Source organism: Streptomyces sp. SM18 (assembly GCF_002910775.2).
In the GTDB taxonomy this organism is placed as follows: Bacteria; Actinomycetota; Actinomycetes; order Streptomycetales; family Streptomycetaceae; genus Streptomyces; species Streptomyces halstedii.
The window spans coordinates 1,985,991-1,998,425 of record NZ_CP029342.1; the positions used below are offsets into that span (position 1 = coordinate 1,985,991).

The 12,435-nt window shown below is 69.3% G+C and carries 11 protein-coding genes; 2 read left to right on the forward strand and 9 right to left on the reverse strand.

Annotated elements, in window-relative coordinates; translation table 11 throughout:
• Positions 1-53 precede the first annotated feature (53 nt).
• Entirely contained in the window at positions 54-1,217 is a 1,164-nt protein-coding gene (locus B9S64_RS08865; protein ID WP_103490280.1) for an HpcH/HpaI aldolase/citrate lyase family protein, read from the reverse strand.
• A gap of 220 nt (positions 1,218-1,437) precedes the next feature.
• On the opposite strand from B9S64_RS08865, the gene B9S64_RS08870 reads away from it, so the two are divergent.
• Positions 1,438-2,343, forward strand: coding sequence for a TerD family protein (locus B9S64_RS08870; protein WP_181012216.1), 906 nt, complete (start codon positions 1,438-1,440; stop codon positions 2,341-2,343).
• Positions 2,344-2,377: 34 nt separating this feature from the next.
• Here B9S64_RS08870 and B9S64_RS08875 read toward each other — a convergent pair whose 3' ends face one another.
• The 6 genes from B9S64_RS08875 to B9S64_RS08900 all read right to left on the reverse strand — a co-directional run bounded on the left by B9S64_RS08875 (position 2,378) and on the right by B9S64_RS08900 (position 6,982).
• Positions 2,378-3,112, reverse strand: coding sequence for a Tellurium resistance (locus B9S64_RS08875; protein ID WP_028439888.1), 735 nt, complete (start codon positions 3,110-3,112; stop codon positions 2,378-2,380).
• Positions 3,113-3,265: 153 nt separating this feature from the next.
• Positions 3,266-4,414, reverse strand: coding sequence for a DUF475 domain-containing protein (locus B9S64_RS08880; RefSeq protein WP_103490282.1), 1,149 nt, complete (start codon positions 4,412-4,414; stop codon positions 3,266-3,268).
• Between the two features lie 69 nt (positions 4,415-4,483).
• Entirely contained in the window at positions 4,484-5,059 is a 576-nt protein-coding gene (locus tag B9S64_RS08885; RefSeq protein ID WP_028439886.1) for a TerD family protein, read from the reverse strand.
• Between the two features lie 115 nt (positions 5,060-5,174).
• On the reverse strand, positions 5,175-5,750 hold the full coding sequence (locus tag B9S64_RS08890; protein ID WP_028439885.1) for a TerD family protein: 576 nt from the start codon (positions 5,748-5,750) through the stop codon (positions 5,175-5,177).
• Between the two features lie 170 nt (positions 5,751-5,920).
• Positions 5,921-6,379 carry a peroxiredoxin gene (locus B9S64_RS08895; RefSeq protein WP_103490283.1) on the reverse strand — a complete coding sequence of 153 codons (459 nt, stop codon included), beginning with the start codon at positions 6,377-6,379 and terminating at the stop codon, positions 5,921-5,923.
• Between the two features lie 165 nt (positions 6,380-6,544).
• Complete coding sequence (locus tag B9S64_RS08900) at positions 6,545-6,982, reverse strand: DUF3052 domain-containing protein (protein WP_028439883.1); 438 nt, start codon at positions 6,980-6,982, stop codon at positions 6,545-6,547.
• A gap of 481 nt (positions 6,983-7,463) precedes the next feature.
• Between B9S64_RS08900 and aceE the strand changes: the two genes are divergently transcribed.
• Positions 7,464-10,205 carry a pyruvate dehydrogenase (acetyl-transferring), homodimeric type gene (gene aceE, locus B9S64_RS08905; protein ID WP_103490284.1) on the forward strand — a complete coding sequence of 914 codons (2,742 nt, stop codon included), beginning with the start codon at positions 7,464-7,466 and terminating at the stop codon, positions 10,203-10,205.
• 87 nt (positions 10,206-10,292) lie between these two features.
• Here the strand turns inward: aceE and B9S64_RS08910 are convergent, their stop codons facing one another.
• A complete protein-coding gene (locus tag B9S64_RS08910; protein WP_103490285.1) occupies positions 10,293-10,718 on the reverse strand; it encodes a peptidase inhibitor family I36 protein in 426 nt (141 codons plus the stop codon).
• Between the two features lie 221 nt (positions 10,719-10,939).
• Positions 10,940-12,427 (reverse strand): MFS transporter, encoded by a 1,488-nt coding sequence (locus B9S64_RS08915; RefSeq protein WP_372454105.1) that lies wholly within the window; start codon positions 12,425-12,427, stop codon positions 10,940-10,942.
• Positions 12,428-12,435 lie beyond the last annotated feature (8 nt).

Genomic DNA, 12,435 nt, shown 5'->3' on the forward strand with positions numbered 1-12,435 from the left:
TCGCGTCCGGGCCGCCCGTGCCGGCAGGGGGCCCCGCTCATCCATGATGCCGCTCAGTCCGCCAGCCCCGCGGCGAGGAGTTCCACGAAGCCGATGTCCTCCCGTGCCACGCCGAACACCTCGGCCCGGCGCAGGGTGCGCTCCGCCCAGGCGCGGTGCGGCTTCACCTCGTTCATCTTGTTCGTGTACGCCGAGCGCAGCACCCCGCCGCCGCCCCGCTCGGGCCGCAGGATGTCCTGCGCGTCCGTGTACTCCTCGTGGCTGACCACGGACAGTGCGTGCACGGGCTGGACGTGGGAGGGGTGGATGCAGGTCTTGCCGAGGAGGCCGTTGGCCCGGTCGAGCTCGATCTCGCGGAGGAGCCCGTCGAGGTCGTGCTCGATGAGCGCGGTACGCAGCTCGTCGGCCGAGCGCCCCATGAAGGGGCTCCGGCGGAGCTGGGGCTTGAACATGCGCTCCTGGACGCGGAAGTACTCCCACACGGGCCCGGTGATGGTGTACCCGGTGCCGTCGGAGCGGCCCAGCACATTGACGACGTCGCCGATGACGGAGCTGACGATCTGGACGTCGTACGCCGTCATGTCGGGTGACCGGCGCAGTCCGTAGGCGGAGCAGAAGTCGGTGACTCCGAGCCGCAGCGCGAGGACGCGCTCGCGGTACCGGTCCACGGTGCGGGCGATGCCCCGGAGCGTCTCGGCCCGGCTCTCCAGGTGCAGCAGTTCCGGGGATTCCAGGACCGGCATCGCGAACAGCCGGTGCCCGCTGGCGGATTCGGCCTCTGCGAGGGCTTGGAGGAACTGCTCTCCCCGCTGGGCGGTGAATTTGGGAAGTACGAATCCGGACAACCATTGCGCCGAATCCCCGAGGCGCTTGACGAGGTCGGTGATCTGCTCCGGTTCGCGCACCCTGATGAAGAGCAGCGGCATCTCGGCGGCGCGCTCCGCGATCTCCGCGAACTGCCGTACCAGGTTCGCCTCGGCGCCGGTCACTTCGGCGTCGTCGATGGAATCCTCCAGGCAGAGCACCATGGAGACCACTCCGCGCCCCGCCTGCTTGAGCACGTCGTCGGCCAGCCGCGGCCGGGTCGCGGGGCTGTACAGGGTCGCGCCGAGCGCGGTCGAGAGCACCTCGGGCGAGGATCCCGCGTCGAACGCGCACGGCTCCTTGAAGAAGAGGCGCTCGCGGGCGACGGGCGGTATGTGCCCGAAATGACGCATGTGTATCCCCCGTACTACCTGAAGGCCTGGCAACGTATGACCGGTAATAGTACGTTCGGACGGGTGTCGCTGGTTCCCCGCCCGCGTGAACTTCCGGTGGCCCGGCCTTTTCCCGCTTCCCTCGCGGCGTGTTCACGCGTGCCGTTCCGGACGGGTCCTGGCCTACTGGTCCCTACCCCCGCGTTGTCCGGCGGGGCCTCCAGCAGGCAGGATGACCGGCATGACGCACGCGATGCTGAAGGGCTCGAACGTCCCCCTCGACGCCACGGCGGTACGGGCCGTGCTGCGCTGGACCCCGGGGCCCGAAGTCCCGGACGTGGACGCCTCCGCCCTGCTGCTCGGCGCCTCGGGGCAGGTGCGTTCGGACGAGGACTTCGTCTTCTACAACCAGCCCCGGCATCCCTCGGGGCTGGTGCGGCGGCTGCCCAAGCGCAGCGCCCCCGAGGGGCTCACGGACACGGTCGAGGCCGACCTGTCGGCGCTCGACGCCTCCGTGGACCAGGTGGTCATCGCGGCCTCCTGTGACGAGGGGGCGTTCGAGCAGGTCCGCGACCTCCGGATATCGCTGTACGACGCGGCCTCCTCGGACGGCGAGCCGCTCGCCGTCTTCGATGTGCGCGCGGAGACCGGCGAGGAGACCGCCGTCATCTGCGGCGAGCTCTACCGGCGCGGTGAGGGCTGGAAGTTCCGGGCCGTGGGCCAGGGTTACCCGACCGGACTGGTCGGCCTGGCCACCGCGTTCGGGATCTCGGTCGACGAGGCGGACGCGCAGTCCGAGGCAGGGCCCGAGCCCGAAGCCGGGACCGGGGCCTTCGAGCCGGAGCCCGTGCCGCCGGCTCCCGTCACGCCTCCGTCCGTCCCGCCGCCCGCCACCACCGCGCAGGTGCCCGGCTCCCCCGGGCCCGTCGCGCCGACGCCCGACGAGCAGGCCACGGTCGTCCACCAGCAGCCCGCGTACGGCTATCCCCAGCCCGCCGCGGCGCCGCAGCCCGCCTACGGCTACCCCCAGCCGGTCCCGGCGCCCCAGCCCGCGTACGGCTATCCCCAGCCCGCGGCGGCCGCGGCGTACGCCCCGGACCCCGGCTTCGTACTGCCGCCGCAGGGGCCGCAGTTCATCCGGCCCTGAGCCGTCCCGTCCCGGCCGCCGGGCGCGGCGGTCCTCAGGTCCGTGACTTGTAGCCGCGCCCCCACTGCATCCCGAAGCCGTACATCCGGTCCAGCTCCGACTGGAAGCCGTACACGAACTTCACCTCGCGGCGCACCACCAGCTCGCCCTTGACGTTCTCCACCGTGAACACGGCGCACGAACGGGCCTCCGGCGCGCGCTCGTCCAGCTCGATCTCGATCCGCGGGCCGTTGCCCGGGTAGAGCGTGACCATGGCGTGGGTGCGGTCGAAGGCGGGGGTCTGGTCGTAGATGTACACGAAGAACAGCAGCCGCTTGATCTCGTCCCGCTGGTCGAGGTTCACGTAGACCGTCTCGCCGGACGGCGCCCCGAAGCGGTCGTCCCCGCTGAGCCTGATGTAGGGCGGGGCGTTGAGGTCGCCGGTGAGGTTGCCGAGCGGCTGCACGACCCCCTTGGTGCCGTCGCTCAGCTCGTACATGCAGCCCAGGTCCAGGTCGACGTTGACCATGCCCTGGGTGTGGGCCTGGACGACCTCGGGCTGGAAGAGCTTGAGCGGGCGCAGCAGCCGGCTGCCCTGCTGGGAGCGGCCGCCGATGTCCGACGTACGCATCCGCCACGAGAGGTTCACGCGCAGGTTGCCCGAGAGGGCGCCCTGTTTGTCCAGGGATATCGTCGCGTTGCGCCGGGTGAGCACGATCGAGCTCGTCGCCCCCGAACCCGCGTCGAACTGTGCCGCGCGCAGCGGCCTCAGGCCGTCCCAGAAGCCCATCCCAACCCCCACCTGTCTCCGCCGGACCCACCTGTCCCGGTGCGCCCCCGCACGCCGCCGCGGGGCGGCCACCGGGACGGGTCCGGGCTGTTCCCGGAAGTACCGCCGCCGTGGGCCGCCCCGCAGAGAGAGCGTTCCTCAATCCTGGCCGGGTCACACCCCGGAGGACACCTCGGCCTTGGAATCGGTGCTGCCGCCGTTGCCCTCGGCCGCGGCGAGCGCCTTGTTGCGCCGCAGCGAGGACCAGAAGGACCAGGCGATCAGCACGACGCCGACGAGGCCGGTGATGATCTCGTTGATCTCGTACCGGATGGTGACCAGCAGGATGACCGCGAGCGCGCCGATCGCGTAGTGCGCGCCGTGCTCCAGGTAGACGTAGTCGTCCAGCGTGCCCTGGCGGACCAGGTACACGGTGAGCGAACGGACGTACATGGCACCGATACCGAGGCCGAGGGCCATCAGCACGATCTCGTTGGTGACGGCGAAGGCGCCGATGACGCCGTCGAACGAGAACGACGCGTCCAGGACCTCCAGGTAGAGGAACATGAAGAACGCGGCCTTGCCCGCGAGAAGGACCGCGGACGCCGGCTTGCCGCTCTTCCTGGCCTCTTCCTCGGCCTCCTGCTCGCGCTCCTCCTCCTCTTCGAGCTTGTCCTCGAAGTAGCCGGAGAGACCGCCGACGATGAGATAGGTGATCAGGCCGGCGATGCCCGCGAGCAGCACCGTGGACGCCTTGTCGGCGTGACCACCGCCGTGCTGGTGCGCCTGGGTGGCGAACGTCATGGAGGCCACCAGCAGCACGATCAGCGCGACGCAGACCGACAGCATGTCCACCTTGCCGAGCTTGGCCAGCGGACGCTCGATCCAGCGGAGCCACTGGATGTCGCGCTCCTCGAAGACGAAGTCGAGGAAGATCATCAACAGGAACATGCCACCGAAGGCGGCGATGGCCGGATGGGCGTCCGTGACCAGTTCCTTGTAGCGGTCGGGGTCGTTGAACGAAAGGTCGATGGCCTCGATGGGCCCGAGTTTGGCGCTGATGGCCACGATCACGACGGGGAAGACCAGTCGCATACCGAAGACCGCGATGAGCACACCGACGGTGAGGAAGATCTTCTGCCAGAAGGCATTCATCTTCTTCAGGATTCCGGCGTTGATCACCGCGTTGTCGAAGGACAGCGAGATTTCCAGGACCGACAGGATCGCCACGATCCCCAGCGCCTGCCACCCCCCGTAGAACACCGCTGCGACCAGGCCGAGCGCGGTGACCGCGAACGACCAGCCGAAGGTTTTCAGAAGCACTGGCTACCCCATCGTGTGTGTAACGGGTCTCCCGGTTGGGTACGGGGCTCCCCCGCGTCGTGCGCGGCTTTACGAAACGTTGACCCCGAAGTCTAGAGCGATGCCGCGGAGCCCCGACGCGTACCCCTGTCCCACCGCACGGAATTTCCACTCCCCGCCGTACCGGTACAGCTCACCGAAGATCATCGCGGTCTCCGTGGAGGCGTCCTCGCTGAGGTCGTACCGGGCGAGTTCCTGGCCGTCCGCCTGATTCACCACGCGGATGAAGGCGTTGGCGACCTGCCCGAACGTCTGACCGCGGTTGTCGGCGTCGTGGATCGAGACCGGAAAGACGATCTTGTCGCAGTGTTCGGGGACCTGGGTGAGGTTCACGATGATCGACTCGTCGTCGCCCTCGCCCTCGCCCGTGAGGTTGTCCCCGGTGTGCTCGACGGAGCCGTCGGGGCTGGTCAGGTTGTTGTAGAACACGAACCACTCGTCGCCGATGACCCGGCCGGACCGGCACAGCAGCGCGCTGGCGTCGAGGTCGAAGTCGGCTCCGGTGGTGGATCGTGCGTCCCAGCCGAGCCCCACCAGCACCTGGGTGAGATTGGGTGCGGCCTTGGAGAGGGAGACGTTGCCTCCCTTGGCGAGCGTGACGCCCATGCTGTGTCCTCCCCGAGTCGATGGACGGTTGCGGACGCCCCGGGGTGGGGGCGCCCTGCCTAGCACGTCCGGCGCCGCACAGGGTGCGGCGCCGGACGCGGTGGAGCGGTGTGGCTCAGACGTTGACGCCGAAGTCCTGCGCGATGCCGCGCAGGCCCGAGGCGTACCCCTGGCCGATCGCGCGGAACTTCCACTCCGCGCCGTTGCGGTAGAGCTCGCCGAAGACCATGGCGGTCTCCGTCGAGGCGTCCTCGCTCAGGTCGTAGCGGGCCAGCTCGCTGTTGTCCGCCTCGTTCACCACGCGGATGTAGGCGTTGCGCACCTGGCCGAAGCTCTGCTGGCGGGTCTCGGCCTCGTAGATCGAGACCGGGAAGACGATCTTGTCGACGTCGGCCGGGACGGCCGCGAGGTTCACCTTGATGACCTCGTCGTCGCCCTCGCCCTCACCGGTGAGGTTGTCACCGGTGTGCTCGACGGAGCCGTCGGGGCTCTTGAGGTTGTTGAAGAAGACGAAATTTCCGTCGCTGCCGACCTTGCCCTCGGCGTTCGTCAGCAGGGCGCTGGCGTCGAGGTCGAAGTCACCACCGGTGGTCGTCCGGGCGTCCCAGCCCAGACCCACGATGACCGCGGTCAGGTTCGGCGCGGCTTTGGTCAGCGAGACGTTGCCGCCCTTGCTGAGGCTGACTCCCACGAGTCCTCCAAGATGGTTGAGAGGGCCGGCAGACACCAGCGACCCCGTTCGTGCGTTGGCATCGGATCAACGATTGGATCCTAGTGACCGGTTCCCGGCCAAAACAGGCTTTTGGCGGGGTGCCACCGTCGGATTCCCGGATCGGCCCGTCGCGGGCCCGGGTCCCCGGCTCAGAGCGAGTCGAGGGCCTTGACGTAGTCGTTCAGGTCGCGCGCGTCCGGGAGGCCGTTGACGACCGTCCAGCGGACCACGCCCTCCTTGTCGATGACGAAGGTGCCGCGCACCGCGCAGCCCTTGTCCTCGTCGAAGACGCCGTAGGCCCGCGAGGCCTCGCCGTGCGGCCAGAAGTCGGACAGCAGGGGGTAGGCGAGGTCCTCCTGCTCGGCGAAGACGCGCAGGGTGTGGATCGAGTCGTTGGAGACGGCGAGCAGCTGGGTGTCGTCGTTCTCGAACGTCGGCAGCTCGTCACGGAGCGCGCACAGCTCGCCGGTGCACACCCCGGTGAAGGCGAACGGGTAGAAGAGCAGCACCACGTTCTTCTCGCCGCGGAAGTCGGAGAGCCTCACCGTCCGCCCGTGGTTGTCCTTCAGCTCGAAATCCGGAGCCTTCGTGCCGACCTCGATCGCCATGAGAGCGGTCCCTTCGCAACGTCTTCACTGTCCCGGTCTGAGCCGTCCGGGTGAGACCCACCCTACGCAGGGCGCCTCACGGTGACGGTCCGGGTCCGCGCGGGACGTACGAAGGCCCCCGGCGGCGCGTGCCGCGCGGGGGCCTCGGTTGACGATGGAGCCGCGTCAGCGCTTGGCTTTCGCGCCCTTGGGGGTGACCAGACGGCTGCCCGTCCAGTCCTTGCCCGCGTTGATGCTCTTGGTCTGGGCGAGACCCGCTGTCTGGGCAGCCTCGTTGATGTCGCTCGGTTCGACGTATCCGTCGCGGCCGGTCTTGGGCGTCATCAGCCAGACCGCCCCACCGTCCTCGATCAGACCAATGGCATCCACCAGCGCGTCCGTAAGGTCGCCGTCCTCGTCGCGGAACCAGAGCAGGACGACGTCAGCGACGTCGTCGTAGTCCTCGTCGACGAGTTCCTGGCCGATTGTGGCCTCAATGCCCTCACGGAGCTCCTGCTCGACGTCGTCGTCGTAGCCGATCTCCTGGACCACCTGTCCGGGCTCGAACCCAAGCCTCGCGGCCGTGTTGGTCCGTTCCTCCGCGTGGTCCGCGGTCGCGCTCACGGGTTGCCTCCTGATCATGTTTCGGAAAATGCTTCAGCCACGCGCGTGCGCGGGGCGTTGGCCGTAGTCCACACGGGCTGGGCGAATCGCGCAAGTACCCGGCGTACGAGACCGCCTAAACGGTGACGTTCCCTGCCACATCACCGCAACTCCCGGCATGTCGCCTCAGGGGCCCGGGGATGGTGTCCGGACCCTTTACGTCCTTCCTCAGCTTATGCCGTTTCGGTCCGGCATAAGGAGTCGAACAGCCTTTGGGAACACTTGGACGCCTTGGGCGTATGGTTGCGTTTTGGGCCGGACCGCCCGCACGCTGCCGATACTCGTGCCCCGGCGCGCCCGGCGGGAACCCTGTGTTACCCCACAGTAGAGATGACGTGGGGGGCCTCGCGGTACACGATGGAGGCGGCGTACAGCGGCCTTCCGGGGGTACGTTCCCCGCTACCAGGCCCCGAAGAGCACCACCGACCAGCGAAGGAACAGCGTGGCTTCCGGATCCGATCGCAACCCGATCATCATTGGCGGCCTTCCGAGCCAGGTCCCGGACTTCGATCCCGAAGAGACCCAGGAATGGCTGGACTCCCTCGACGCCGCCGTCGACGAGCGAGGCCGTGAGCGTGCCCGCTACCTGATGCTCCGGCTCATCGAGCGCGCGCGGGAGAAGCGTGTCGCCGTGCCGGAGATGCGCAGCACGGACTACGTGAACACGATCGCCACGAAGGACGAGCCGTTCTTCCCCGGCGACGAGGAGATCGAGCGCAAGGTCCTCAACGCGACCCGGTGGAACGCGGCGGTGATGGTCTCGCGCGCCCAGCGTCCGGGGATCGGCGTCGGCGGGCACATCGCCACCTTCGCCTCCTCCGCGTCCCTGTACGACGTGGGCTTCAACCACTTCTTCCGGGGCAAGGACGACGGCCTCGGCGGCGACCAGATCTTCTTCCAGGGGCACGCCTCCCCGGGTATCTACGCCCGCGCCTTCCTGCTCGACCGGCTGAGCGAGGCGCAGCTCGACGGGTTCCGCCAGGAGAAGTCGAAGGCGCCGAACGGCCTGTCCAGCTATCCGCACCCGCGGCTGATGCCGGACTTCTGGGAGTTCCCGACCGTCTCGATGGGCCTCGGGCCGCTCGGCGCGATCTACCAGGCGCGGATGAACCGCTACATGGAGGCGCGCGGCATCGCGGACACCTCCGGGTCGCATGTGTGGGCCTACCTCGGTGACGGCGAGATGGACGAGCCGGAGTCGCTCGGCCAGCTCTCCATCGCGGCCCGCGAGGGGCTGGACAACCTCACCTTCGTGGTCAACTGCAACCTCCAGCGCCTCGACGGCCCGGTGCGCGGCAACGGCAAGATCATCCAGGAGCTGGAGTCGCAGTTCCGTGGCGCCGGCTGGAACGTGATCAAGCTCGTCTGGGACCGCACCTGGGACCCGCTGCTCGCGCAGGACCGCACGGGCATCCTGGTCAACAAGCTGAACACCACGCCGGACGGCCAGTTCCAGACGTACGCCACCGAGACCGGCGCGTACATCCGGGAGCACTTCTTCGGTGGTGACCCGCGGCTGCGCGAGATGGTCAAGGACATGTCCGACGAGCAGATCCTCCACCTGGGCCGCGGCGGACACGACCACCGCAAGGTCTACGCGGCCTACGCGGCGGCCAAGGCCCACAAGGGCCAGCCGACGGTGATCCTGGCCCAGACGGTCAAGGGCTGGACGCTCGGCCCGAACTTCGAGGGCCGCAACGCCACGCACCAGATGAAGAAGCTCACGGCCGACGACCTGAAGCGGTTCCGTGACCGGCTGCACCTCCCGATCGCGGACAAGGAGCTGGAGGACGGCAACCCGCCGTACTACCACCCGGGCCGCGACTCGGCCGAGATCCAGTACATGCACGACCGCCGCAAGGGGCTCGGCGGTTACGTCCCGACCCGGGTGGTGCGCGCGAAGCCGCTGCCCCTGCCTGGCGCGAAGACGTACGCGACCGCGAAGAAGGGGTCCGGCCAGCAGTCGATCGCCACGACCATGGCGTTCGTCCGCATCCTCAAGGACCTCATGCGGGACAAGGAGATCGGCAAGCGTTTCGTGCTGATCGCGCCCGACGAGTACCGCACGTTCGGCATGGACGCCTTCTTCCCGAGCGCGAAGATCTACAACCCGCTCGGTCAGCAGTACGAGTCGGTGGACCGTGATCTGCTGCTCACGTACAAGGAGTCCCCGACCGGGCAGATGCTGCACGACGGGATCTCCGAGGCGGGTTGCACGGCCTCGCTGGTCGCCGCGGGTTCCGCGTACGCCACGCACGGCGAACCGCTGATCCCGGTGTACGTCTTCTACTCGATGTTCGGTTTCCAGCGGACCGGTGACCAGTTCTGGCAGATGGCCGACCAGCTGGCGCGCGGTTTCGTGCTGGGTGCCACCGCCGGACGCACGACGCTGACCGGTGAGGGGCTTCAGCACGCGGACGGCCACTCCCAGCTGCTCGCCTCGACCAACCCGGCCTGTGTCGCGTACGACCCGGCCTTCGGGTACGAGATCGCGCACATCGTCGAGGACGGTCTGCGCAGGATGTACGGCGGCACCCCCGAGGAGAACGAGGACGTCTTCTACTACCTCACCGTCTACAACGAGCCGATCCAGCACCCGGCCGAGCCGGCCGACGTGGACGTCGAGGGCATCCTCAAGGGTGTGTACCGCTTCCGCGCCGGTGACAAGGGCACGATCCCGGCCCAGATCATGGCCTCGGGCGTGGCGGTGCCGTGGGCGGTCGAGGCCCAGCGGATCCTGGCGGACGAGTGGGACGTCAAGGCGGACGTGTGGTCGGCGACCTCCTGGAACGAGCTGCGCCGTGAGGCGGTGGACGTCGAGCGGTACAACCTGCTGCACCCGGAGGAGGAGCAGCGCGTCCCGTACGTGACGCGAAAGCTCTCCGGTGCCCAGGGCCCGTTCGTGGCGGTGTCGGACTGGATGCGTTCGGTGCCGGACCAGATCGCCCGCTGGGTGCCCGGGGCGTACCAGTCGCTGGGCGCGGACGGTTTCGGGTTCGCGGACACCCGTGGCGCGGCCCGCCGTTTCTTCCACATCGACGCGCAGTCGGTCGTGCTCGCGGTGCTGACCGAGCTGGCGAAGGAGGGGAAGATCGACCGTTCCGCGCTGAAGACGGCGATGGACCGCTACGAGCTGCTGGACGTGGCCGCCGCGCACCCCGGTGCGGAGGGCGGCGACGCGTAACACGTGTCCGCCCCCCAGGGGCGGAGCCAGAGGGCGGCGGGCCGTACGGCTCGCCGCCCCTCGGCGTTCCGGTGCGGGGCGGCGGCGTCAGTTCTCCCAGATCTTGAAGGCCCGCACGGTGTACGGCGACCGGGGCGTCCAGGTCCCGCCGCCCGGATAGGTCTCGAACTCCCCGGTCTCCGCGCAGGTGGCCGACTGGTACGTGGTGACCGGGCGTCCGGTGCGGTTGGCCAGGGCCTGGGCGGTGGAGCCGGAGGCCAGTGGGGTGCAGCTCTCGATGTCCACGGTGGCCAGTTCGTGGGTCTGCCGGGCCCCTGCGAAGTCGGGCTTCGTCCAGAGGCAGAGCTGTCCCGCCCCGCAGGGGGCGAGCCCGGCGGGCGTGGACCGGCCGGCGGGGCGGGCGGTGTCCTGTCCGGCGGGCCGGTGCGGTGCCTCGGCCGCGGTGCCGGCCGGCGCGGTGGCCGGGATGAGCGCGGTGGCCGCCAGGGTGGCGGCGAGAACGGTCGTACGCATGGTGGTTCAACCCCCGTGGTCGAGCGAGCCGGATGGTTCGCGATGTCCGCACCCTGACCTGCGGGGCCGTGCGTCCGGAAGGGGCCGGGCGGTGGACCACCCTGATAGGCGACAGCCCCGCCGGAACCGTCCGGCGGGGCTGTCGTATGCGCTGTGTTGACGTCGGTCACCAGGAGTGCGCCGGGGTGTGCGCCCGGGGTGCGCTCCGCGCGGCCGAGGGTTCAGATGTGGCCGGCGCCCATGCCCGCCTCGGCGTTCTCGCCGCGCTTGGTGAGCAGGGCGACCAGTGCGGCGACCACCGCGACGCCGCCCGCGGTCAGGAACGCGAAGCTCATGCCCGACACGAACGTGTCATGGGCGACGTCCGTGATCTTCGCCGCGATCTCCGGCGGGGTGCCCGGCTGGACCGGCGGCATGCCGACCTCGATGGCGGAGGAGGCCTGCTCCAGTTGCGCCGCGTCCACCGGGGGGAGGTCCGCGGCCTTCCAGTTGTCGCCCAGGTTGGAGTCCACCTTGGTGGCCATGACCGCGCCCAGGACGGCCGTACCGAGGCTGCCGCCGACCTGCATCGCCGCCTGCTGGAGGCCGCCCGCGACACCGGAGAGCTCCATCGGGGCGTTGCCGACGATGACCTCGGTGGCGCCGACCATGACCGGCGCGAGCCCGAAGCCGAGCAGGGCGAACAGGAGCGACATGGTCAGCGTGCCGGTGTCGACACTCAGCTGGGACATGCCGAACATGGCGACCGCGACGCAGACCATGCCGCCGACCAGCGGGACGCGCGGACCGAACTTGGTGATCGCCGCCCCGGCCAGCGGCGAGCCGACGATCATCATCGCGGTCAGCGGAAGCAGGTGCAGACCGCTGTCCACGGGGCTCATGCCGTGGACGTTCTGGAGGTAGAAGGTGACGAAGAACAGGCCGCCCATGAAGGCGAACGCCATCAGCACCATCAGCACCACACCGGCCGACAGCGCCACGGACCGGAACATCGCCAGCGGGACCAGCGGTTCGCGGACGTTGTTCTGGGACAGCGCGAAGACGAGGAAGAGGACCACCGCGGCACCGAGGAAGCCGAGCGTCTTGACGTCCCCCCAGCCCCACTCCGAGCCCTTGATCAGCGACCAGATCAGACAGAACATCGCCTGCGACAGCAGCACGATGCCGCCGATGTCGAAGGACCTCGGCGCGTTCTCGGCGCGGTGGTCCTTGAGGATCACCAGGCCGAAGACGAGTGCCAGCACCCCGACCGGCACATTGATGAAGAAGACCGACTGCCAGCTGACGTGCTCCACGAGCACACCGCCGAGGATGGGCCCGCCCGCGGTCGAGGCGCCGATGACCATCCCCCAGATGCCGATCGCCATGTTCAGCTTCTCGGCGGGGAAGGTGGCGCGCAGCAGGCCGAGCGCCGCCGGCATCAGCAGGGCGCCGAAGAGTCCCTGGAGCACCCGGAAGAGGATCACCAGGGTGACGCTGCCGGAGAAGCCGATGGCCGCCGAGGCCGCGGCGAATCCGGCGATGCCTATGAGGAAGGTCTGGCGGTGGCCGAAGCGGTCGCCGAGCTTGCCCGCGGTGATCAGCGAGACGGCGAGGGCGAGCATGTAGCCGTTGGTGATCCACTGGACGTCGGCGAGCGAGGCCTTGAGGTCCTGCTGGATGGCGGGGTTGGCGATCGCGACGATCGTGCCGTCGAGCGCCACCATCATCACGCCGA

Bases quoted from the DNA above. Each gene is read 5' to 3' on its own strand.
- B9S64_RS08865 (WP_103490280.1), bottom strand. From the start codon at position 1,217: ATGCGTCATTTCGGGCACATACCGCCCGTCGCCCGCGAGCGCCTCTTC.
- B9S64_RS08870 (WP_181012216.1), top strand. From the start codon at position 1,438: ATGACGCACGCGATGCTGAAGGGCTCGAACGTCCCCCTCGACGCCACG.
- B9S64_RS08875 (WP_028439888.1), bottom strand. From the start codon at position 3,112: ATGGGCTTCTGGGACGGCCTGAGGCCGCTGCGCGCGGCACAGTTCGAC.
- B9S64_RS08885 (WP_028439886.1), bottom strand. From the start codon at position 5,059: ATGGGCGTCACGCTCGCCAAGGGAGGCAACGTCTCCCTCTCCAAGGCC.
- B9S64_RS08895 (WP_103490283.1), bottom strand. From the start codon at position 6,379: ATGGCGATCGAGGTCGGCACGAAGGCTCCGGATTTCGAGCTGAAGGAC.
- B9S64_RS08910 (WP_103490285.1), bottom strand. From the start codon at position 10,718: ATGCGTACGACCGTTCTCGCCGCCACCCTGGCGGCCACCGCGCTCATC.
- B9S64_RS08915 (WP_372454105.1), bottom strand. From the start codon at position 12,427: ATGATGGTGGCGCTCGACGGCACGATCGTCGCGATCGCCAACCCCGCC.